Origin of the sequence: Lactobacillus sp. B4026, from assembly GCF_026535825.1 — a bacterium.
GTDB lineage: Bacteria > Bacillota > Bacilli > Lactobacillales > Lactobacillaceae > Lactobacillus > Lactobacillus panisapium.
On record NZ_JAFNPD010000002.1, the window covers coordinates 1 to 23,383 of the forward strand.

23 protein-coding genes, 1 tRNA gene and 1 other annotated feature are annotated in these 23,383 nt (G+C 36.6%); of the genes, 20 read left to right on the top strand and 4 right to left on the bottom strand.

What is annotated here, in order from left to right:
• Nucleotides 1-138 precede the first annotated feature (138 nt).
• On the bottom strand, nt 139-2,541 hold the full coding sequence (locus J3U69_RS01920) for a Xaa-Pro dipeptidyl-peptidase (protein ID WP_267412868.1): 2,403 nt from the start codon (nt 2,539-2,541) through the stop codon (nt 139-141).
• Between the two features lie 102 nt (nt 2,542-2,643).
• Nucleotides 2,644-3,000: an arsenate reductase family protein gene (locus tag J3U69_RS01925; RefSeq protein ID WP_103751833.1), complete on the bottom strand. Its 357-nt coding sequence runs from the start codon at nt 2,998-3,000 to the stop codon at nt 2,644-2,646.
• 202 nt (nt 3,001-3,202) lie between these two features.
• On the opposite strand from J3U69_RS01925, the gene J3U69_RS01930 reads away from it, so the two are divergent.
• The 3 genes from J3U69_RS01930 to J3U69_RS01940 all read left to right on the top strand — a co-directional run bounded on the left by J3U69_RS01930 (nt 3,203) and on the right by J3U69_RS01940 (nt 7,231).
• Entirely contained in the window at nt 3,203-4,204 is a 1,002-nt protein-coding gene (locus J3U69_RS01930; RefSeq protein ID WP_267412869.1) for a response regulator transcription factor, read from the top strand.
• 201 nt (nt 4,205-4,405) lie between these two features.
• Complete coding sequence (locus tag J3U69_RS01935; protein ID WP_103751831.1) at nt 4,406-5,593, top strand: MFS transporter; 1,188 nt, start codon at nt 4,406-4,408, stop codon at nt 5,591-5,593.
• A 15-nt stretch (nt 5,594-5,608) separates the two neighbouring features.
• A complete protein-coding gene (locus J3U69_RS01940) occupies nt 5,609-7,231 on the top strand; it encodes an amidohydrolase (RefSeq protein ID WP_267412871.1) in 1,623 nt (540 codons plus the stop codon).
• A gap of 102 nt (nt 7,232-7,333) precedes the next feature.
• Here J3U69_RS01940 and J3U69_RS01945 read toward each other — a convergent pair whose 3' ends face one another.
• Entirely contained in the window at nt 7,334-8,371 is a 1,038-nt protein-coding gene (locus J3U69_RS01945; RefSeq protein WP_220219895.1) for a PTS sugar transporter subunit IIC, read from the bottom strand.
• 747 nt (nt 8,372-9,118) lie between these two features.
• Here J3U69_RS01945 and J3U69_RS01950 point away from each other — a divergent pair.
• Both J3U69_RS01950 and J3U69_RS01955 read left to right on the top strand, forming a co-directional pair.
• Nucleotides 9,119-9,619, top strand: coding sequence for a hypothetical protein (locus J3U69_RS01950; protein WP_103751828.1), 501 nt, complete (start codon nt 9,119-9,121; stop codon nt 9,617-9,619).
• Between the two features lie 273 nt (nt 9,620-9,892).
• On the top strand, nt 9,893-10,369 hold the full coding sequence (locus J3U69_RS01955; protein WP_267412872.1) for a hypothetical protein: 477 nt from the start codon (nt 9,893-9,895) through the stop codon (nt 10,367-10,369).
• A gap of 159 nt (nt 10,370-10,528) precedes the next feature.
• Here J3U69_RS01955 and J3U69_RS01960 read toward each other — a convergent pair.
• Nucleotides 10,529-10,602, bottom strand: a tRNA-Arg gene (locus J3U69_RS01960).
• A 232-nt stretch (nt 10,603-10,834) separates the two neighbouring features.
• Between J3U69_RS01960 and J3U69_RS01965 the strand changes: the two genes are divergently transcribed.
• The 15 genes from J3U69_RS01965 (at nt 10,835) to J3U69_RS02035 (ending at nt 23,379) form a co-directional block, all read left to right on the top strand.
• Nucleotides 10,835-11,206 (top strand): hypothetical protein, encoded by a 372-nt coding sequence (locus J3U69_RS01965; protein WP_267412873.1) that lies wholly within the window; start codon nt 10,835-10,837, stop codon nt 11,204-11,206.
• A 273-nt stretch (nt 11,207-11,479) separates the two neighbouring features.
• Complete coding sequence (locus J3U69_RS01970) at nt 11,480-13,234, top strand: DUF2207 domain-containing protein (RefSeq protein ID WP_267412874.1); 1,755 nt, start codon at nt 11,480-11,482, stop codon at nt 13,232-13,234.
• Between the two features lie 105 nt (nt 13,235-13,339).
• Nucleotides 13,340-14,665 (top strand): DUF2325 domain-containing protein, encoded by a 1,326-nt coding sequence (locus tag J3U69_RS01975; protein WP_267412875.1) that lies wholly within the window; start codon nt 13,340-13,342, stop codon nt 14,663-14,665.
• Nucleotides 14,666-14,823: 158 nt separating this feature from the next.
• On the top strand, nt 14,824-15,663 hold the full coding sequence (locus J3U69_RS01980; RefSeq protein ID WP_103751823.1) for a YitT family protein: 840 nt from the start codon (nt 14,824-14,826) through the stop codon (nt 15,661-15,663).
• An 84-nt stretch (nt 15,664-15,747) separates the two neighbouring features.
• Nucleotides 15,748-15,828 (top strand) — a sequence feature (ribosomal protein L21 leader region).
• Nucleotides 15,829-15,842: 14 nt separating this feature from the next.
• Nucleotides 15,843-16,157, top strand: a complete 315-nt coding sequence (gene rplU, locus J3U69_RS01985; protein ID WP_103751822.1) for a 50S ribosomal protein L21 — start codon at nt 15,843-15,845, stop codon at nt 16,155-16,157.
• Between the two features lie 14 nt (nt 16,158-16,171).
• Nucleotides 16,172-16,465, top strand: a complete 294-nt coding sequence (rpmA, locus tag J3U69_RS01990) for a 50S ribosomal protein L27 (protein ID WP_046307181.1) — start codon at nt 16,172-16,174, stop codon at nt 16,463-16,465.
• A 145-nt stretch (nt 16,466-16,610) separates the two neighbouring features.
• Complete coding sequence (locus J3U69_RS01995) at nt 16,611-17,720, top strand: M24 family metallopeptidase (protein WP_220219836.1); 1,110 nt, start codon at nt 16,611-16,613, stop codon at nt 17,718-17,720.
• Nucleotides 17,721-17,791: 71 nt separating this feature from the next.
• Nucleotides 17,792-18,361 carry an elongation factor P gene (efp, locus tag J3U69_RS02000; protein ID WP_103751820.1) on the top strand — a complete coding sequence of 190 codons (570 nt, stop codon included), beginning with the start codon at nt 17,792-17,794 and terminating at the stop codon, nt 18,359-18,361.
• A 24-nt stretch (nt 18,362-18,385) separates the two neighbouring features.
• Nucleotides 18,386-18,841, top strand: a complete 456-nt coding sequence (locus J3U69_RS02005; RefSeq protein WP_103751819.1) for an Asp23/Gls24 family envelope stress response protein — start codon at nt 18,386-18,388, stop codon at nt 18,839-18,841.
• The gene (nusB, locus tag J3U69_RS02010; RefSeq protein ID WP_103751818.1) at nt 18,819-19,217 is read left to right on the top strand and encodes a transcription antitermination factor NusB; all 399 of its coding nucleotides are present in this window, start codon (nt 18,819-18,821) and stop codon (nt 19,215-19,217) included. Before J3U69_RS02005 ends, nusB begins: the two co-directional genes overlap by 23 nt.
• Before the next feature lie 48 nt (nt 19,218-19,265).
• Nucleotides 19,266-20,114 carry a tetrahydrofolate dehydrogenase/cyclohydrolase catalytic domain-containing protein gene (locus J3U69_RS02015; RefSeq protein WP_267412876.1) on the top strand — a complete coding sequence of 283 codons (849 nt, stop codon included), beginning with the start codon at nt 19,266-19,268 and terminating at the stop codon, nt 20,112-20,114.
• On the top strand, nt 20,104-21,471 hold the full coding sequence (gene xseA, locus J3U69_RS02020; protein ID WP_267412877.1) for an exodeoxyribonuclease VII large subunit: 1,368 nt from the start codon (nt 20,104-20,106) through the stop codon (nt 21,469-21,471). Before J3U69_RS02015 ends, xseA begins: the two co-directional genes overlap by 11 nt.
• Nucleotides 21,452-21,694, top strand: a complete 243-nt coding sequence (locus J3U69_RS02025; RefSeq protein ID WP_267412879.1) for an exodeoxyribonuclease VII small subunit — start codon at nt 21,452-21,454, stop codon at nt 21,692-21,694. Before xseA ends, J3U69_RS02025 begins: the two co-directional genes overlap by 20 nt.
• A gap of 5 nt (nt 21,695-21,699) precedes the next feature.
• Nucleotides 21,700-22,566, top strand: coding sequence for a polyprenyl synthetase family protein (locus tag J3U69_RS02030; protein ID WP_267412881.1), 867 nt, complete (start codon nt 21,700-21,702; stop codon nt 22,564-22,566).
• Entirely contained in the window at nt 22,567-23,379 is an 813-nt protein-coding gene (locus tag J3U69_RS02035; protein ID WP_267412882.1) for a TlyA family RNA methyltransferase, read from the top strand.
• Nucleotides 23,380-23,383 lie beyond the last annotated feature (4 nt).

A 23,383-nucleotide genomic window follows, 5' to 3' on the forward strand; every position in this document is an offset into this window, starting at 1 on the left:
GATTGAAGATTTCAATTTTATCTTGTTTGGATAATTTAGCCATAATAAAAACCTCGAAGTTGTCCTAACTTCGGGGTTCATATCAAGATTAAGATCTAGCTCTTTTTTAGTGCAAAATTTATTTCTTAAATCTAATTCCTATTTTTGACTAAAATTGATTTCAGTTCCAGCTAAGTCAATTGTATAGGTAGTTTCTTCTAGTGGTCTCTTAGTCATTCCTTGATCAGTTGAATAGATAATCAGACAGAGTTTGCTGCCAACCGGAATCCGGTAATATGTTGGTTGCAGCATAAAAGTCAGATCATAGAATTCTCCTGGTTTAATAGCGGCAGGCCGTTTTAAATCGGCATAATTTTGTAAATTCATGTGAGCTTTCGTAATTAACTTAGCATGTGTCAGCTTATCAGGTTGGAATTCTTGTAATGTATCTTGACCAAACCGAAAGCCTAGCTCTTGTCCTTTAGGCATGATGAATTTAGGGGTAGGAGTCAAGCGTTTACGGTTGCCCAGTTCTACTAATGCGACGGAAAGTTGGCCTTTATTAAGACTTGAAGATACACGAACCTTGACTTGAGGTCGACCAGCAATAGTTACGGGATGGATGAACTCGTCAGTGGTAAACCGCAAACTTGGTTTAGCCCATTTTTCATCACCGCAAATAAATTTGTACTGCCAGTCACTTTCCGTAATTTTAGCTTTCTTAAATTCTTTGCCGCCAAGGTCAGTAAAACTTAGATGCTGTTTGCCGTTGCCATCCTTTTGTAATTCGCTGTCATCAGTCGGATAGTAAATCGTCTTTTGCCCAAGATCGTTGCTCCAATCAGCTTCTTCATGCCAGTTATCTGCTTCTAGGTTATCCTGAATCATTACGGTTGGCCATTGCTCGTAGGCATGATTGTCAATTTCAAGTAATTCATGGACAAACCATAAGTTCATCAAATCAGTGAAGTCAATTGAAACTAGGTTGTTCATGTTGTAATGCGGTCCCTGATGTAAAAAGAGGTGCTGTTTAATTGGCAAGTTCTTAACCTTTTGCCAAACCTTATAGACATTTTTAGGTTTAACATTCCAATCATTCAAACCGTGAACGCTAATCCAAGAACACTTAATGCCATCTGTCTGATGCCGGTAATTTCTCTTTTCCCAGAAATCTGAATACTGTCCCGTTGTTCGATCGCTTTTTGTCAATAAATCTTTTTGCATAGCGTCATACTTGGGCTTAATCTTGAGATAATCACCTGCATCCCAAAGATTTGACTGGCAAGTTTCAGCAAGTAAATCAAGATCTTCTCCCTGACAATCTTCCGGGGCAATGACTAAGCCGTGTTCACGATAATAGTCGTACCAAGATGAAATGGCTGCTTCAGAAACCACGGTCTTTAAACCGGCAACACCAGTGGTTGCAATTGCGATTTGCAAAGTTCCTAAATAAGAACGACCGGTCATGCCGATATTGCCATTGCACCAAAAAGCGGTTGTTTCGTGTTTGCGTGAGCGATCGGTGTATGCAATTCGGTCACCATGAAGCCACTCAATAATTTCTTTTGCACTTTCTGTTTCCTCTGGAGCTCCCGTGATGCGTAAGCCATCACTTCCGCGTGTACCGATTGCACCGGCAAAAACACTGGCAAACCCGCGGGCTAACATGTACTCATTAAGACCGTAAGATGATTTACCTACGGCATTTTCAATCGCCTGATTGGCAGGTGAATTTGTACCCGTTGGCTTTTTAGCAGTTACCTGATTAGAAGGTACATATTGGGGATTAGTCCATTCAGTAGCATCGCTTAAATTCTCGTCGACGTTGTGGTTGCGCTTTTCATTAGCAATGATACCGCCAAAATACGGACTGGCTGTATACAATGCCGGTACCGGCATTTTTTGGCTCTCAAATGGTCTAAAAATAGTAACTTGGAGAAGGTCTGAGTGCCCATCATTATCAGTATCTAAGTCGCTTTCAACGTAAACAACTTCTCTGATTACTTTACTAGTGGCAAAAACTGGCAGGCTTTTACCATTTAAGAAAACAAACTTATTACTGTCAAATAGCTGACGCCGGTTATAAAAGTAGCCTTTGCCTGCCATGACGTCAATTAGTAATTGACCATTTTTGGCACGAGTATTAAGTAGGCGGTAAAAACCCTGAATCAAATCATCCTTGTTTTCAAACTTAGTTAAAAACGGTAGTGCCTGCTTTTTCATCAATTTCAGGGGATCATCTAAGTCATAATCATAATGAACATGATAGCCCAAAAGCTGCAAAGCAACATTATAAAACTGCGTGGCAGTTTCTTGTTCAGGCTGCTGCGTTAAAAAATCCGCTAAAGTTTGCTCGGAAGAAACAGCAAATTCGGTTAATTTTGCTTGACGTGCATCTTCAGCATCTGGAGCAACCTCAGCTATGGCGTTTTCAGACATTACTTTTAAAAGATCCGTAAATGATAGAGTTTGATAGTTGCTAGGTAAGAATTTGATATTAATTAGTTCTTTAATCTGAGTATTAAAGTCAGTTTCAACGTAGGCATATTGATTGTATTTCATGCTAAGCTCCTTTTTTAACTACTTATTTTACCTGTTATGATTAAAATAAGAAAGTTGGTCTAAAGTAAAAAAACGAGTCGTTAGACTCGTTTGGGCTAAAAACTATAACCAAGTATTTTGGTATAGCTCCTCGTTAAAACCACAAGTTAATTTTTTACCATCCACAACTAATGGTCTTTTGATCAGTTTACCATTTTGGGACATTAGCTCTGCCGCTTCATCAATTGTCATTTGGTCAACTTTATCTTTAAGATGAAGTTTGCGGTAGTCTTGACCATGGGTATTAAAGAAATACTTTAAGCCGCGGTCTTGGTGCTCACTCATCCATTTAACCAAATCCTCTTTTTTTGGTGGTTCTTCAACTAAGTCTTGTAATTCAAAGTCTACATCGTGGTCTTTTAGCCATTTTTGTGCACTTCTGGAAGTTGAACAACGCTTGTAACCATAAAACTTTATCATTTATTAGTTTTCCTTTCTTGTTAAGTCATCTGTAATTATAGCAGTATTTAATAATTTAAACTTTTAGGAAAGTACAATTGGAAAAATAGTTTGATTATAACGAAAAATAACTTGCTAAAAAGGATTATGATGAACTCGTATACTTTTACATGATTCAAGTATCTTTATTATATTTTATTTGCAGAATCTAGGGGTGAGTTACTTGCAAGAAATATTTGTCTATATTTATAACATTTTGTTTATCATTCTATATCTATGGGTTATTAATGTTGCTGGTTACGCATATAAAGCTACCGGAAACAACTTTTTTTATTATGCAGTCTTGCTATACGTCATTCTAATTATTGATAGTACGACCGCTTTTTCATTTGATATATTAAAAATGAGTAATTCATGGCTACAGATTAATAATCGAGCCTACTGCTTAATTAGGATTCTTATTTATTTAATTGGTGGTTGCTGTTATGTCAAGTTAATGTCTAGCATGCTCTTGCAAAAACCGCGCTTTTTCTTTTATCTACCAATTATTGGTGTTACGTTAGTAGACATAGTGGCAGTTTTAGGCTTTTACAATAATTTTGATACGTCTATTTTGCAAAGAAGTGTGCAAGATTCCGGAATCTTATTTTTGTGCCTAATTTATGCCATTTATTCTAAAAAATTAAACAGAGGCATCCATTATAAACAGAATTATGATAAAGCGGTAGGATTAACTGCTGTTCTGATGATTCTTTCAGTAATTGAAGGAATGGTCTTTTTTATTATTCATGGATTGGACATCCCAGCCTTTAGTGAATTGTTGTCTTACATGAAAATTATTGGTTTTAATGAAGATTTATTTTCAATTATCATTTCCTTATTAATCATTTGGTTTGCTAAAAAAGAGGAAGAAATAGCTAATAAGAATCAATTAGAAAACCTTGTTCAGCAAAAAATGAACCAATATCAGGCAATGATTCATGAAAAGGAAAATGCTAATGAAGAGAACCAAGTTATTGATTTTTGTAAATATTATAAAATGACTAAACGAGAATCGGAAATTTTGCGTTTAGTCTTAAAAGGAAAGAAAAATCAGGAAATAGCAGATGAACTTTTTATTTCAGTTGGAACAGTTAAATCACATATTTACAGTATTTATAAAAAATTAGCGGTTGATCGACGAAGTCAGTTAATGCATATTTTTATGGAATATCAAGGAAAATAATCAGGAAAAGACCTTCAAAGTATTACTTTGAAGGTCTTTTTTTAACTTCTATCACGATAGTTTAGTCACCCAAACTAAGGTTATATTTTACCCAAAATGTCACCAAAGTTGATTGTTAAGTTTCTTGCTTACAGTTTAAATAACTTTCCGAAAAGATAATTCACTTTCCGTAAGTGGATTTAATAGAAAAGGAGAAAAACTATGGCAAAAGAAAAATTACCAAGCTATCGATGGGTAATTCTTACTATCGTTAGTTTGTTATGTTTTATTGCAAACTATATTCAATTTCAGGTTTCAGCTCTAGCAACTGAAATAATGCCGCAACTTCATATTACTACGGCTGAATTTTCAAGCTTGTTAATGGCTCCAATGTTGGTTGCTGTTGTCCTCAGTATTCCTGCAGGATCTTTAGGAGATAAATTTGGATCGAAAAAGGTAATTTCTGTGGGATGTGTATTATCCGTAATTGGCGCTTTTGGTCGATTTATTGCAGCTAATTTCTGGATGATGATGATTATGTTGCTCTTATGTGGAATTTTCATTTCACTATTAAATGCAAATTTGATTAAAGTTCTTGGGACATGGTTTAAGCAGGATACTGATTCAGCTATGGGAGTGTTTTACGCCGCTTCCTGTCTTGGAATTACGCTCGCACAGATAACAAGTTCATGGTTTCCGTCAGTTAATGCTGCTTATCTATTTTCGTCAGTTTCTTTGTTAATACTTACCATTTGCTGGATGATGTTTGTTCGGGATACTCCGAAAGGAGAGTCTTTGCCTCCTGCTGAACCAACCGCTAAATATCTTAAAGTGGCAATTAAGAGTAAGAACACATGGATTGTTTCGATTTGTGCTGGATTAGGAATTGCTTCAACAACTGCTTATGCTGGTTTTTTGCCGCAAGCTCTCACATTGGGACAAGGAATTACTAACAAAACTGCTGGCGTGATGTCAGCGGTTGTAACCGTCGGTAGTTTCTTTGGCTCTTTAATTGGTCCAGCTTGGTGCAATAAGCTTGGTCGCTACAAAATGTTTTTAACCGTAACAACGCTGATTGGAGCAATTGTTATGTACTTTACTTGGTATACACCAGCAGGTTTTTTCTTATGGGCAATGCTAGTAATTAATGGCTTCTTTACAGCTATTAGTGGACCAATTGTTCAAGCAATGCCAATCCAATTTCCAGAGATTGGTGAAAAATACGCAGGTAGTGCTGGAGGCATTGTTGGAACAGTCTCAATGTTAATTTCCTATATTATTCCCATTCTTGTCTCCAAGATTGCGGGCAATGACTATGCTAAAAATTTAGGAATAGAATCCTTGGTATTTGGACTTTCAGTTATTTGTATTTTAGCGTTACCAGAAATTGGTCAAAAAGCTAAAAAATAGAGGGGAGATTGAATCATGATGCAAAAAGCTGACTATATTTTAAAGGGAACGGCCATTTTTACTGGTAATAATGACCTACCAATTACGGGGTGTCTACTAATCAAAAATAATCGCATAATGAAGATTGTTCCCGTTGATCGGATGACAGGCTATATTGGTGAAAAAACAACTATTATCAATTGTGGTGACCATTTAATTATGCCTGGATTTAATGATTCTCATTTGCATTTATCACTAGGAGCAGTTCAAAATGATCCAGATTTTTGTATTCAGATGATGGACTGCAAAAGTGAAGAGGAATGTGTTCAGAGGGTAAATGATTTTGCTAAATCACATCCTCATAATCCGTGGATTTATGGAACCGGTTGGTATTCAGAAGTTTGGGATCATCCTCATATGCCGACGAAAGATTCACTTGATAAGTTGCATCTCAATAGACCCGTTTGCCTTAATTCCTTTGATTTGCACTCAGTTTGGTGTAATGATATCGCCTTGAAAAAAGTGGGGATTACCAAGGATACGCCAAATCCTCAGGGAGGAATATATGGGCATGATAAAAATGGTGAGTTAAATGGTATTTTATATGAACCACCTGCATCTAAAGCAATGATGGATGCAGTTTTAGATGTACCAACATTAAAGCAATCTTTATTGAAGTGTTTAAAGCACTTCCGTAAATTAGGAATCACTTCCGTTGCCGATGTTTATCCCTCTGGCTTAATTAACCATGATATTCCCGAAATCTTCGCAGAACTTGAGCAAGAAAACGAGCTAACGACTAGGATCTCTTCTTTTCCTTCATTGACCGACTTGGAGGGAGCTATTAAATTAAAGCAAAAGTATCATACCGATAAGCACCGAGTTGCTGGTCTCAAGCAAGTTTTAGATGGTGTAATTGAGGCACATACAGCATTATTAAGTAAAGAATATGACAATGATCCAGGAGTTTATGGCGATACTTCTTTAACCCAAGTCCAGCTAAACCAATATGTTTTAGATGCACAAAAGAAGGGTTATCCGGTTAAGATTCATACTATTGGTGACAAAGCCAGCACAATGGCTCTAAATGCATTTGAGAATGCACAGTCTAAATTGGGAAAGCTTACCTTGCATAATTCCTTAGAGCACATCGATACTATTAAAAAAGATGATATTAATCGCCTCCAAAAATTAAATGTGATGTGTGCTGTCCAACCGCAACATTGTATAGGTGATTACATGAGTGGGGGTTATTTACCTTGTATTGGACAACAGCGGCTTTCACGTGCTTGGCCTTATCGGGAAATTTTAGATGCAAAGGCCCACTTGGCCTTTGGTTCAGATTTTCCGGCAGTTTATTCGATTAAACCCATTTGGACAATTTATGCAGCCGTTTCACGCTGTGAACCAACTGAAGGAAAGCCCAAGGGTGGATATTTCCGAGAGCATGCGGTTACCTTGGCGGAAGCTTTGCGTGCATACACCAAATGGTCGGCATATGCAGAATCATTTGAACAAGATTTAGGTACATTAGAACCGGGCAAATTGGCCGATGTTGTTGTCCTTGATCGTAATTTATTTAAAGTTCCAACTGACGAAATTCGCTTTGCTAAAGTCACTTTAACGATGGCGGATGGTAAAATTGTTTATAAGCGCTAATTAAAAAAGGTCCATTATTGCTAGCAAATGTTTAACTGAGTTTCAAACAGAAGTTAATGTATTGCCGGCTTTAATGGACCTTTTATTTTAATGTCACTCTTACTAGTTAAAATCTAATTCAAAGTCTTTACTACTAAAGAAGTTTAGCTTATTACTTAAAAGGTAGTTAGCAACTAAGCCTAACAGGATCGGTAAGATAAAGAATAAGATCGTCATTAATGCAATATTGCTAAAATTAGTTGGACGGTTTGCCATTGCAGCCACAGGCCCAATTAAACCTGAAAAACCGAAGCCGGCACTCATCGGATTACCTTGAATGTTAAAAATTGCACCTAATACTCCCATGATACCAGCATTTACCATTAATGGAATCAATAACTTAGGTTTGGTAAGTAAGTTAGCCATTTGCATTTTGGGTGAACCAAGAAAATGTGCAATAGAAGTACCGAAAGAGTTTGACTTCCAACCAAAAATAGCTAAGGCAAAGGCAGCTGCCGTAATACCAAGGTTAGCGGAACCAGCGGCAATACCGGAAATATTGATTGCAGTTGCAATTCCGACTGACGAAATTGGTGAAACCACAAGCAGGGCAAAGACAATACCCATAAAAAAGCCCATTAGAATAGGTTGTAGTTTAGTCAGATTCTCTACACCAAGTCCAATTAACTTGGTCGCTTGACTAACTGGAATGCGAGTTAAGCAGCCGATACCACCAGCTACAAGCAGAACAATTAGTGGTACAAGTAAAATAGTGTAAGCTCTAAGTTTTTTACCTAGGAATAAGACTAGGCCGTATGCAATCATAATCGTAATTGCGGTATTAATGACATCTCCGTTGCCAATAACAACTATTTTGCCGTTAATCATGTTGAAATTGCCCGCTGCAGCAGTTGCTGCTAATGCCATTGATGAAGTTTGAATTGGCGATAGTTTTCCAGTCATGCCAACGCAAACGGCACTAATAGCAGGTAGAAGGGCAGAGGCAAAGGAAGTTAAAACTAAAATAAAATTTAGTTCAGGCCAAAGCGGTAATAGCATTTTAACTAATTGACCAACTAACGCTCCCGGAATCAAGGCTACGACAATTCCTGTTGAAAGCCCGTTTAAGGTATCTAATCCAATTTTTTTAAAAGTTTTCATTCTCTCTATTTCTCCAATAAAAAATCGCACAGACGACGACAACTGTGCGATTCTTAAAAGAAGGCTTTATTTTAAAAGCATCTCATCACACAATTGTCATTCTTAATTGAACTGTGTGCTAAGATAACAACGAATAGGCACTCAGATCAAATAGCTAAAGTACCAAAAATAATATTTAACTTGTGGTTGAGTGAATTTCTTCAATGTCGTCATAATAGTAAACCTCTCATAAATATTTAAGCAATATCATACTAAAGAAAAAATAAAAAAGCAAGTTTAAAGAAAAAAATTATTAAAAAAGGCTTGAGACTTTCGATAATTCAAGCTAATTATTAAAAATTTATATCTTAATTATATATTAAAAAAGATTTGATTAGGCAGTATTCATGTTATAATTGTAAAATATTTAAAGGGGATGATAATCAAAACAAATTATTAATTATAGTGCATTAACTTAGGTTATTCGACAATTGCTAAAAGTCTGGTGTAGAAGTAGACTAAAGATGAATCATGTTGAAATAGGAAAAAGTAAAATAGCTATTTTGTTATTTTATCATGGAAAGTATTTTATTATCTTTTTCATTAATCGAATATTTATATCATTGAAAACGCCGCAATGTTTTAATTTGAGTAAATTAAGTACTGAATATTGATCAGACATAGATATTGAAAAATAATCTAAAATTTGTTTTAACGTAATTAGGAGGTATTTGGGATCTTCCAAAGTACTCAAGTTTTTCAAAAGAAGTGATTAAAATTTCTGAATTTATTAATTTTCTAAGTTTATTAGGTGACTGGTTACTTTTTGCGTTTCCTTTATATCAAGGGCTGATGGAGCTCTATGATTATGATCGTTTCTTAAAAGAATTTGACCAGTCTAGTAAGACTGAAGCCAAAATTTCACCTATTTATTGGTTTGCGCCGATCTGGAAGATTCACCTTGAGAAAAAACGTGCGGTAAAGATTTTACGTGAGTTTGTAAAAGATGACGAAGACTTTCGGACAGCAATGAGCTTCATTGACAAGACAACTGCGTGGTACTTTGTATCTCTCGGTGGTTGGTTTAAGATGATTTCATCTTTGTATGATTTCTTCAATGAAGTACATTTATACAGTGTATGGTGGTTAATTGGTGGCACAATTCTTTTAACCTTTACCGGATTGTTTTCAGGTTATTACCGGGTGAGCCAAAAGCGGCAAAAAGCGATGTTAAAGAAGTTTAAAAATGAATATAATGGCAAACAATAATTGACTGATTGTGGATCAATTATTACGTGCTTAATAAAAGTTGTCTCAACTAAAATATTATGTGTTTTCAAATTTAGTTGAGCCAGCTTTTTTGCTTTTAAATAAGTTATTACTAACCACCACTTGCTAGAATAAAAATGATTTTTACCCGTCACATAATTTGTTTGGCTATAATAAACTTTAGTAATTTTGAAAGAGTAAAATTGACTCAAAATACTAATTTCATGTTATTTTTAGCACAATAAAATTTAAAGAAGGGTGATTATTATTTCTTTGTTTATTAACTGTATCAGCCTAATTGGTGATTGGCTGTTATTTTCATTTCCGTTAAACCAGGGGTTAATGGAACTTTCCGATTATAAGCGTTTCGTTAAGGATTTTGATAACTCTAGTAAATCCATTGCCAAAATATCTCCGTGGTATTGGATAATGCCAAATTTAAAAATTCATTTTGAAAAAAGTCGTGCCCAAAAAGTTTTGAAAACAATCATCAAAGATGATAATGATTTTCGGACTGCAATTAGCTTTACTAATAAAGCAACAGCATGGTATTTTGTTGGTCTTGGCGGCTGGTTTAAAATGATCTGCTCACTTGATGAATTCTTGGAAGAATTTCATTTAGTTCATTTTGGCTGGTGGCTTGTTGGCTCCGTTATTGTATTTACATTTGCTGGACTATTTTCGGCATATTACCGAGTTAGTTCTCATCGCCAAAAGGCTATTCTGGCCAAATTCCAAAAAGAAGAGTAACCGAACTTCCAGTAATTAAAGCAGCTGTTATCTTAATAATGACAGCTGTTTTTTTGCTATAGCTACTTTTTATCGAAATAAATTTGGACAAACTATTAAGCTAAGCAAAGAAAAAGACAAGTTTCACTATCTAGTAAAACTTGTCTTAACTAAAAATAATGATCCGGGTGAGATTCGAACTCACGACCCACGGTTTAGAAGACCGTTGCTCTATCCAGCTGAGCTACCAGACCATTTCTTTGTTTCTCGCAAAGAACATAAGTTATTATAGAGAAAAGTTTTGCTAATTGCAACAAGAAATTTCACTTTATCTTGACTTAAAGACTTTCTTCATTTTTTCATCACCAGTTATTTAATTTAATTAGCACGAAAATAAGATGACAAATTTACTTTAATTACTATATCAATTTAATTATATTATCTGTATAATTGTGCTTGATTAAAATTTAATTAGTGAGATAAATTATGAAGCACCAAATCTTAAAGCGATTATCATTATCCAGTACGCTGACTAACAATTACGGCTTATTTTGTTTAATCAAAAAGATAGCTAGCTATGGTTGCGCTAGTAATTGCGACAGAGTTTCCGACCGCCAAAGCCTGAATGCTGGTCAAAAAACATTATCAATTACCGCAAGATGGAATAAGGCGGCTAAGAGACAAGCCCATACAGTGAGCAAATTAAATAATTATCAGAAGCAAGATCGCCATAATTTGTGTTTTACTTATTTGAGAAAAAGAGCACCTTTTTATTCCGAACAGCTGAAGGAAAACTTTAGTTTATTTTACATTCTGCAGGCTGCTTTTGGCGGATTTTTTAGAACCTGTGATAGCTAAATTGCTGGCACTACCTTTTAAACCAGCATTGGGATCGATTAAAATAAGGAGTCCGGCCTAAGTGCCGCACTTTTTTATGGTCAAATTTAGCATGACTAAAACTGGTAAGTGTTTTTAGCCGCCATTAAAAACACTTAACCTAAAACCAGTATTAACAAGCAGAATTTGTACGATAGCTTTATCATTCGATTATCCAAAATCGAGCAAAACGGGCATTTTACTCAAAATCCCAAGTCAAAATGTTAATCAATTTAAATAAAGGTAGAAAAAAAGATGAAACACAAGCTTTATAGGCTAATATCACTTATTGGCGTGCTTATCTTTTGCTTAGCTTCGGCGCAAAAAGTAAAAGCTGAGGTTAGTTACAACATTAAAGACAATGAGGTCACTTCAAAGGTAAACTCCGATGGATCGATATCATTGAAACGCAAAATCGTTTATGAATTTCATTCGAATGCTAATGGGGTCTTTTATAGGCAAAATCTTAATCAAAATCAGAAAATTAAACATCTAAAGGTAACTACGCAAACAAATGATGGACCGGTCAATAAGTACCCACAACCTGAAGTAAGTAAGACAGACAAAGGGTATTTGTTCACTGTTAGGCAATCCGTCTCCCAGAAAAATGAGCGCTTAACAGTAACCTACTTTTACCGGATAACCAACGCTATTACTAATTATCGTGATGTTGCTGAACTTAATTTTATGATTATTGGTAATGGCTGGAATACTAAATTAGAAAATGTTAAGGCTAGCATTATTTTTCCAGGTCCTGTAAAAGATCTGCAGGCATGGTCGCATGGACCACTGGAAAACGTTACTAAAGTCGATCCTGAAAAAGGTCGCATAGTTGTCACTGCTAAAGATCTTGCGGGTAGTACAGGAATTAGGATCCGGACGATTTTTCCAACTAGTGTGACTGCTAAAAATAAAAATGTCGAAAAGGTAAATCGCCGACAAGCGATTATCAAGCAAGAACAAAAGCTTGCAAATGAGAACAAACAAAAAGAAAACCGTAATCTGTTTATTAGTATTGGGTTAATTTTAGTCAGTTTGGTAACAGGGATTTTTTCTATTATCAAGGGCTTTTCTGCTAAAAAGGTGGGCTTTAAACCTGCTAAAATCAGGAATTTAGCTCATGGTTATGAAATACCTACTGCTGATCCAGTAATAGCTCAAATCATTGATACAACTAAACGTCCTAATAGTAAAGCCTTCACTGCTTACCTGCTGGAGCTGGCAAAGCAGAAGAGGATTAAAATTGAAGAGGACCAGAAAGGTCTTAAAGCGCATTATCGAATCTCTGCAATTGATCAAAAAGTTTGCGATGAAAATGATTTACTGAAGTTTTTATTTTACCATGTGGGAGATGGTGAGAGTTTTACGACCAAGCAGATTAAGAAAGCCCGTGGTAAAAAACTAGGGCGTCAATTTGATGCTTGGGCCGAAGGACAATTTTGTTCACCTGCAAAAAATCGCTACATGCCAAATAATTTGCTTGAGCAAAATAAAAAAAGTAATAGAACCATTGTTGCTGCTAGATTAGTTAGTTTAATAGCTGCTGCTATCTCAGTATTCTTTGTGCGGAGATTCTTCTGGATGGTACTTATTGGTGAAGCATTAATTTTCATAATTAGTTGGTTTAGTATGTTCAAAAACAAACGGCAAACTAATCTTTATTCGGAAGAAGGCGTTGTTGAGGCCGAAAAGGTACGCAGCTTCAAGAAAATGTTGAAAGATATCGGTCGCTTTGACGTGAAGGATATCGGCGATCTGACGATTTGGGAAGATATTTTGCCTTACGCGGTTTCGTTTGGTTTAGCTAAGAAGGTTTTGCAAAAGCTTAAACTTGAATTTGGGCAAGAAGACTTAGCTAAGAATAATTTCTATGACTATAGTTTTATTACGAACTTTAATTCTTGCTTTATTAAAGGAATTGCTGCTGGTTCAACTAGTGTAAGAAATGGTGGTTTTGGTTCTAATTCATCCGGAGGCTTTGGCGGAGGTTCCGGTGGTGGAGCATTTTAGTGTAAAAGATAATCAGAACGTGGATACGAAAGGCCCAGCTTTGTGCTGGCCTTTTTTAATTGTTATACTTAACCATACTTAAAAGAAACAAAGAAGTTGAGAAAAATGTTTGACTATCGAAATAATTTAAAGCAAATCTTGGCTAAAACAAGTGGTGATGACCAGAGTTTGCGAAATAGTCTGGCGGCAATTAAGCTGATTATCGGGATGACTGAAAATGAAAAAGACGCTGCTCCAAGTGAGGCAAAGAATGCCGATACTGAGAAGCAGCAACTAGAAAGTCTATTTTCGAGTCTTGCAGAATTATTACTTTCTCCAGGCAATTCAAAAGCAAAAAAGACGGCACTAGCAGCAATTCACCATCTGATGTTTATTCAAGGAAATACGCCATCGTTTCGTCAGAGCGTTAACAAGCTTGAACAGGCAGTACGTTCGTCTAAAACGACTAAAGAGACGATTAATAAAAAGGTATTTGAAAAAGCCTTGGAGAAAAAGCCAGCACCTAAACGTGATTATCGTAAAGGCAAGCGTTATACCGTGATTCGGCTTTTGTCAGGTTGTGATCTGATTAATGACAGCAATCGGCGGGTATTTACACTCAAAGAGTCCCAAATACATGCTTTGAATTTAAAGAGTGGGGATATTGTTGAGGCATTACCTGAGCAAAATAATTCAAATTATGAAGCAGAAATCTTGCGGGTGGTCGGTTACCACCAACTCCCCAGTATGGAAGTTGATCAGATATCAACTTTTAAATATGGGGTTGTTCAAGGAAGACCGGGGCACTATTCAGTTAGTCGCAATATTAAAGGACAAAAATTGCGCATTCGCGGTAAAAGTATTCTTTTGCCGGTTGACGCTGGCAAGTTTTCTGAAGGTAATGTCCCATTACTTGATGGCTCAATAGTCGATTTGGCTTGGTATGATGGGGATGTTCGGATTAAAAAAGATCCATCGGAGGCAATTAAAATTAGGTGGATATATGAGGTTGATCCACCGCAAACTACCAGCAAGATCAAAAAGAAAAAAGTCAAGTCCGATAAGACAGAGGAAGAATTAGCTCGCCTAGACCTAGATTTACACTATGAACGCGTAGGAATAGCAATTGGAGACAACCAGAATGAAGCTATTCTTGAAGGAATTGTCAAAAGTTACCATGGAATTCCATTTGCAATTGATGCCTTTCAGGGAAAAAAGAAGGTCATTGAAAATCAAATTAAAGATTTAGATATTGTTATCCTAGTAACGGCATTTGCAGCCCATGATAGTACTTGGAACATTAGGGAATTTGCCAGTAAATATCATGTTAAATTTGCTGTTAGTTCGAGCAAAGGATTCCAGTCCTTTGAACGAGCACTATACCGTGCGGAAAAGGGCTTACCTGCTTACGAAGGTAATCAAACGATTGAATACCAAAAGCTTGAACAGTAAAGCATATTTAGCAAACTTTATGGAAACTTAATTAAAAATTATAATAATAAAGATCTGTTTAAATCAAGTGCCAAAAAACGTCGTTTTTAGCATATTTCTTGGCTAAATAGATCTTTTTTTGTATAATTAAATACTATATTTTATGAAAGGAAGATGAGATGGGAAACATAAAACATAAACATACGTGGCAATACTGGCTGTTCTTTTTAGCTGGGTTAGAAATAATTACGATTGCAATCAACTTTTTTTATGCTCCAATTAATGTTGCGGCTGGAGGTTCTACCGGTATTTCAATTTTAGTAGATGCAGTGTGGGGAATTAACCGCTCTTTAACCGTCTTTATTGTAAACTTGCTTATGCTGGTTCTAGCAGTCATTTTCCTTGGTAAAGAAACTTTAAAAAAAGTAGCTTTGGGTAGCATGCTTTTGCCAATACTAATGGCAATTACTCCAAGTTTTAAGTTGACTTCGAATAATATGCTAGCTGTCATTTACGGTGGTGTTTTAATGGGAATTGGCGTTTCAATGTTATACCGCATTAATGCCTCTTCAGGAGGAACGACAATTCCACCATTGATTATTAAGAAATATTTCTATATTGATCCGGCCATGTCATTGATGGCAATTGATATGACCATTATTGTTTTGAATCTTTTTGTTGATGGTACAGAAGCATTCTTGCTGGCAGCTTTTTCACAAGTTATTACTACCATTACAATGCGCTATACTGAAACTGGTTTTGATAAAAAATACCAGGTTCGCATTATGAGTAATAGTAAATTAGATGAAATTCGTGACATGTTGCAGGAAGATTATGATGGCTTAACGGTTTTTAATGTTGTCGGAGGTTATACTGACAAGGATAAACAGCAATTAGTAATAGTCGTTGATACTAATGAATATGGGCAGTTAGTAGCTAAAGCACGCGAAATCGACAATGAAGCATTTATCGTCACTGAAAATATTGCTAAAGTTCATGGTGGTAAGTGGCAAATCTAATCTAAATTAGCGAAATTAGATTGATTTATATTGCTAAATTGCTCTTAGAGTAGTAATATGAAATAGTTGTATGTGTGGAGACCTTCACATCTGCAACCGCACATTTTGAGGTAAGAAGTCTTTTACTAAAAGAAAGCACCTCAATTGGCGAGTCTAAGTATTTTTTTGGAGGGCAGTAAATGTACGCAATTATTAAAACCGGTGGTAAGCAATATAAAGTTGCTGAAGGCGATAGTGTTTTTGTAGAAAAGCTTGACGTTGAAGAAGGTAAGGAAGTTACTTTTGATCAAGTAATTTTAACTTCTGATGGTAGCGACGTTAAAGTTGGTGCTCCACTTGTTAAGGGTGCCAAAGTAGTTGCTAAAGTTGAGAAACAAGGTAAGGAAAAGAAAGTTGTAACTTTCAAGTACAAGCCTAAGAAGCACTCACATTCAAAATATGGTCACCGTCAACCTTATACTAAGGTTACAGTTGAAAAGATTGAATTAAGCTAGAGGTGAAAGAGATAATGAATATTTTAAATCTTAAATTATTTGCCCACCACAAGGGTGGAGGTTCTACTGCTAACGGTCGTGACTCAGCTGGTCGTCGTTTAGGCGCTAAAGCTGCTGATGGTCAAACTATCCATGCTGGAACGATTATTTATCGTCAACGTGGTACTAAGATTCACCCAGGCAAGAACGTTGGTCAAGGTGGAGACGATACATTATTTGCATTAGTAAATGGTGTAGTTAAATTTGAACGTAAGGATAAATACAGAAAACAAGTTTCTGTTATCCCAGTTGAAGAAGAAGCTAAGTAATTTAGTTCTTAATAAGAAGACGAAAAGCATGTGCTTCTCGTCTTTTTTCTGTTTTTAAATTGATAATATTTAATTTAATTAGCTAGTTATCTATCAGGCTTTCGCGGTAAAATTAGTTCAAGTATTTAGGTAAGGAGTACTAGCAATGACTGAGCAAGACGAATTATTAACTCTGTTAAATAGACGTATTGATGAAGTAACAAAATTAGTAAAAGAGCAAAATGCTGATGCAATCTTGATTTTCAATCAGGCTAATTACCGTTATTTGACGAATTTTACTGGTGAAGAAGCACAATTGATTTTAACCGCTCAAGGCGACCGAATCTTATTATCTGATTCACGCTTTGCTGATCAGATTAAGTTCGAAGCTCCTGGCGAATTAAAAGTCATTATGAAAAAAGCTAATCAGGATGAAGAAATTAGCAACCAGCTAAAAGCTCTAAATTTAAATAAGGTCTTAATTGAAGGCGAATTTGTTTCAGCAATTGAATTTGCGCATCTTCAAGAATTGAATCCGCAAATTGAGTTTGCGACTTGCGAAGAACTGGTAGAACGAGTTCGCAATGTTAAAGATGACCTTGAACTTGACGCTTTACGTCATGCAATTGACGTATCGATGGACAGTTTTAACGGTATTCTGCCTTTAATCAAACCTGGTGCAGTTGAACGCAATATTGGAGCTAAGCTTGATTATCTGTTTAAAATCAATGGTGGCGATGGTCCCAGCTTTGATACGATTATTGCGTCTGGTGTCCGCTCTGCTTGGGCCCATGGTGTTGCCAGTGATAAAATGATCGAAGATGGTGACATGGTCGTAATTGATTTTGGTGCGTTTTACCACGGCTATGCGGCTGACATCACTAGAACAGTTGCAGTAGGTAAGGTTGACCATGAAATGTATCGAATTTATGAAATTGTTCATGAAGCTCAACGACGTGGTATAGCAGCTGCGGTAGCTGGTAATTACGGCAAAGATGTTGATCAAGCAGCAAGAGATTACATTAATGAGCAAGGATATGGCCAATATTTTGGTCACGGAATCGGTCATGGCATTGGCTTAGAAATACACGAACTGTGTCAGCCTGCGCTACCATTTGGAAAGCAAAAATTAGTTAATAATATGGTTCACACCGTAGAGCCAGGAATTTATTTACCTAATAAAGGTGGCGTTCGCATTGAGGATGACATCCTTGTTCATGATCAAACACCAGAAACATTATCAACTTTGCCCAAAGATGAATTAATTTCTTTATAAAGTTAAATATTATTGATAGTAAAATCATTCATGAATTGGTAAGATATTATTATGGAGATGAGGTACTTAATATGACAATGATTTCAGTTAACGAATTTAAGAATGGCCTAACCATTAAGTATAATAACGACTTATGGCGGATTGTTGAATTTCAACATGTTAAACCTGGTAAGGGTAGTGCTTTCGTTCGTTCAAAGCTTAAGAGTTTGAATACCGGTGCTGTTCAGGAATATACATTCCGGTCAACTGCAAAAGTTGAAACTGCAGAAATTGAAACTAAGGGAATGCAATACCTGTACAATGATGGTTCAAGCTATGTTTTCATGGATACGACAACTTATGATCAGTTGGCTATTCCGAATGATCAAATTACTGACGAAGCAAAATATTTAAAAGAAAATATGGATGTCAGTGTCATTATGCATGAAGGCAAAACTTTAGGAATCCAATTGCCAAACACCGTTGAATTGACGGTTGCAAAGACTGAGCCAAACATTAAAGGCGACACCTCTTCTGGTGGTGGCAAGCCTGCTACAATGGAAACTGGCCTTGTTGTAAATGTCCCATTCTTTATTAATGAAGGTGACGTTTTAGTTATCAATACAGTCGATGGTAGTTACGTATCTCGTGCAAACAAATAAGTAGTTTTTTTGAGGTAAAACAAAATGGCAGATAGTTCAAAAATTGTCTTAAATGATAAAAATAACGGTGAAGAAATCGAAATTGATCCTAGTGTTCTCGAAGTTATCATGGGCATTGCTGCCGAAAAAGTTGACGGTGTTGCCGAAATGCATGGTAACGTTAGATCTGGGATTAACTGGGTTTTAGGTCGTGAAGATCGTCGCCGTGGGATCGAAATCAGAGTCAATGATGAGGGCGATTTGATTGCTGATGTTTACGTTAGCTTTGAAGCTGGTTGTAACGTACCTAAAATTGCCAAGGAGCTTCAAAAGTCGTTAAAGAGTCAGGTTCTTCAAATGACTGATTTAACCCTTAAAGAAATTAACGTTCATGTTATCGGCTTGGTATTTCCAGAAGAAGAACAGGATGATGGTGGAACTTCTCAACTGTTCTCTGACATTGATGAAAAGGGTAAAAATGAATCAACACAAGAGTCGTAGAGTTGCAATGCAAGCAGTATATTTAGCTAATCAAGAGCCTAAATATACTCCTGCCGAAGTTGAAGCTAAAACTGTTGCGATGCTTGATCTGAAAGAACTTTCTGCTTATTCAAAAACTATTATTGAAGGCGTAATTGAAAAGCGGGATGAATTAAAAGGCCAACTTGCTGCTTACTTAAAGAAAAATTGGCGAATTGACCGAATTAACCAAATTTCACTTGCAATTTTGGAAGTTAGTTTATACGAGATTAAGTACAGTGATGAAATAGAGCCTAAAGCGGCAGTAAATGAAGCTTTAAACTTATGTGATGAATTTGCCGATCCTAAAACAAAGCCATTTATTAACGGTATTTTGGCAAACTTTATCAAAAAATAACTAATAGTCGGCTAGAGGCCGGCTATTTTTTTAGAAAAGGAATTTATAGTGGGACAATTGCTGGATGGAAAGTTGCTGGCGCAAAAACGAGCTGGTAAACTTAAAGAAAAAGTAAAGGATTTAAAAAAACGCGGGCTAAATCCTCTTTTTTGTGTAATTAATATTGGTGATGATCCCAGTAGTCAGCTTTACTTGAAAACCAAGAAAAAAAGGGCTGCTGAAGTTGGAATTGAGCAACAAGTGTATCAACTTGCACAAAATGAATCCCAGAATAACCTGTTAACTTTAATTGATCGCTTAAATAAAGATGAAAAAGTTTGCGGAATCATGATTCAGTTACCCGTTCCAGATCAAATTAATCTTAATGAAGCATTAGAGCACATCAGTCCAAGTAAAGATGTTGATTGTCTCACACCGAGTAATGTCGGCCGTCTATGGCGGGGAGATCATTTTGTTGAACCGGCAACTGCTCACGGAATTTTGGCTTTACTTGATTACTACCAGATTGATCTTCGTGGACAAAATGTTGTAATTATTGGCCGCAGTAGTATTGTTGGTAAGCCACTTGCTGCATTAATGCTTGAGCGTGATGCCACAGTATCAATTTTACATACGAAAACGAAACATCTTGATGAATACACCAGAAAAGCTGATATTTTAGTTTCTGCCGCTGGTCAAGCAGGTCTGATTACAGCAGATATGGTAAAAGATGATGCCGTCGTAATCGATGTTGGCATCAACCGGCAAAATGGAAAAACAATTGGTGATGTTGATTTTGCAGGGGTTTTGCCAAAAGCAAAATACATTACACCGGTCCCAGGTGGAATCGGACCATTGACCGTTGAATCATTAATGGAACAGGTAGTCGCATTGACAAGGAGGAAAAATGGAAGATAGCAAATATCTTACCGTTACGGATTTAAATTATTACATTACGCAAAAGTTTAAAAATGATCCGTATTTGCATAAGGTTTTTCTTCAAGGTGAACTTTCGAACTTTCGTTACAGACGAAATTCACACCAGTATTTTTCTTTAAAAGATGAAAAATCAAAAATCAATGTTGTTATGTTTCGTTCTTATTTTGATAAGGTGAAGTTTAAGCCTGAAGAGGGAATGAAAGTTTATATCACTGGGTATGTCGATGTTTATGGTCCTCAAGGGACATATCAGTTCTATGCTGAAGCAATGGAACCAGCGGGACTAGGGGCTTTGTATGAGCAGTTGCAGCAATTGCAAAAGAAATTAGCCCAGGAAGGTTTATTTGCTCAAGAACATAAACGACCGCTCCCACGGTTTCCTGATCATATTGCTGTTGTTACTAGTGCCTCTGGTGCAGTTATTCATGATATCTTAGTAACTGCTAATCGCCGCTTTCCACATGCACAAGTGGATCTGTTTCCTGCACAGGTACAGGGTGACCGAGCAGCAGATTCCTTAGTAAGCGCAATGAAGCAAATCGCTAATTATGGTGATAAATATGATGTCATGATAATTGGTCGGGGTGGTGGTTCCTTAGAGGATCTATGGCCTTTTAACGAAGAAGCCGTCGTTAGGCAAGTTTACGACATGAAAATGCCGGTTATTTCTTCAGTTGGTCACGAAACTGATACAACTCTCTGTGATCTTGTAGCTGATGCACGCGCTGCCACTCCAACTGCAGCTGCAGAATATGCAACACCTAATTTAACCGATGAATTAGCCAATATTCATCAGTTGCAAAGTAGTATGCTTTCTAGTATGCAAAATGTTATTCGTGTTCGGCGCGATGCTTTGAATCGGATCAATCATTCTGTTATTATGCGCGAACCGGCTAGATTGTACGATGAGCAAGCACAAACTTTGGATCTTTTACGTGATCGACTTCAACGTAATATGACACATCTGCTTGAGAGAAATAGGCAAAGCTATCAATTAGGTACCCAAAAATTATTTGCACAGAATCCGGCTAAAAGAATTGAGCAGATATTACAGCAAGAAAATTTTTACTATCAAAAATTAAATGCTAATATGCGCAACTTGTTACGCGAAAAACGGCATCAGCTTGCTCAACTCGGGCAACAACTTGATGATTACAGCCCACTTAAAACACTTGAGCGTGGCTATGTGTATGTAACTGACACTGCAGCAAAAACTGTGGGTTCAATTGAACAAGTCAACGTAAAAGATGAAGTGAATCTTCATTTTAAAGATGGGCAAGCAAAAGCAATTGTAAAAACAACTAGGAGAAATGACAATGACAACCAAGAAAAATAATTTTGAAGAAGAACTGACGCAATTACAAAAAATTGTCAATAACCTTGAAAATGGTAATGTTCCTTTGGAAGACGCTCTTGATGAATTTCAAGCTGGCGTTAAGTTAAGTCGTAATTTAAATAAGCGCTTGACTGAGGCTGAAGAAACTGTCGCTAAGTTAATTGATAGTGATGGCACAGAGCATAAACTTGACCCTAATAATGCTGCAGCACCGGAAGAATAATAAAAATGAACTTTACAGAATTTAAGAACAAATGGACAAGTGTCATCGATGAGTATTTAGCTACCCATTTAAAAGGAGATATTGATGACAAGCAAATTAGTCAAATTATGTCTTATTCGGTAATGGCTGGTGGAAAGAGATTACGGCCACTGCTTTTTCTGGCAACAATTAATTCCTTAGGTAAAGAAATTGGGCCAAAGGAGATACAGATCAGTTGCGGAATTGAATTAATTCATACATACTCATTAATTCATGATGATCTTCCAGCCATGGATAATGACGATTATCGTCGTGGTATGCTTACTAGTCACCGCAAATGGGGTGAAGCTGAAGCTATCTTAGCTGGGGATGCACTGCTACCTTTGGGCATTCAATGGATTGCTGAAGGAAGTAATTCAATTGCATTAGTTAAAATTATTACCGCTGCAATTGGCGCTAATGGCATGGTTGGTGGTCAATATTTGGATATCGATTCAACCAATAACCAAGCTGTTGCTGATAATGAAAAACTGATTGATCGGATGGAATGGCTTAAGACCGGATGCTTAATCGAAGCTTGTGTTGAAATGGGCGCTGTCTACGCTGAAGCTGATGAGCAAAACAAAGCCAAATTACTGGCCTTTGCAAAAGATTTTGGTCGCTCATATCAAATTTATGATGACCTGGTAGATATTACTGAAACAAGTCAAGAAGCAGGTAAAAAGACTCATAAAGATCAAGAAAGTGGCAAAAATAACACTTTGACAGTTTTAGGAGTTGAAAAAAGCCGCCAAGAATTATTACGTTTAACCATTCATGCTAAGTCAACATTGGTTGGATTAAATGGTTTAATTTTAGCTGGCTTTCTTGATTTATACCAAAAGGTGCTTTAAATGACAAAAGAGAGAGCAGATATTTTACTGATCAAGCAGGGACTTTTTCATTCACGAAATCAGGCACAGCGTGCAATCATGGCTGGGCTAGTTTCAGATCATAATCATCAACGAATTGATAAAAGCGGGACTAGTTTTCCTATCGATGAAAAATTTTACGTTAAAGATTCTGGCAAAAAATACGTATCCCGTGGTGGTTTTAAGCTCGAAAAAGCACTAAAATCTTTCAAGATTGATCTAACTGATAAAATATGTTTGGATATTGGCGCTTCAACTGGTGGCTTTACCGATGTGGCGTTAAAAAATCATGCCAAACTAGTGTATGCACTTGATGTTGGCTATAATCAGCTTGCCTGGCAATTACGGGATGATCAACGTGTGGTTGTAATGGAAAAGCAAAATTTCCGTTATAGTAAACCAGAAGATTTTACTCTTGGGTTGCCTGACTTTGCGATGACTGATGTATCCTTTATCTCGCTGGATTTAATCATGCCCCCAATGTATCAGATTCTAAAAAATGGCTGTGATGCTGTTTGCTTGATTAAGCCGCAATTTGAAGCGGGTCCCGAAAACGTTGGTAAGCATGGCATTGTCCATGATCATGCTGTGCACTGCGCTGTTATTGAACACACAGTGGCAAAAGCACGTGAGATTGGTTTTAATGTTTTAGATGTTGATTATTCCCCCATCAAAGGTGGTAAGGGAAATATCGAATTTCTGATTCATTTGCAAAAAAACGAGGCAAATGGTGGCAAGTGCTTGTGGACGCAAACACCTGAAGACGTTGTTAGACGGGCAATTTCTGAATTGTAGGAGA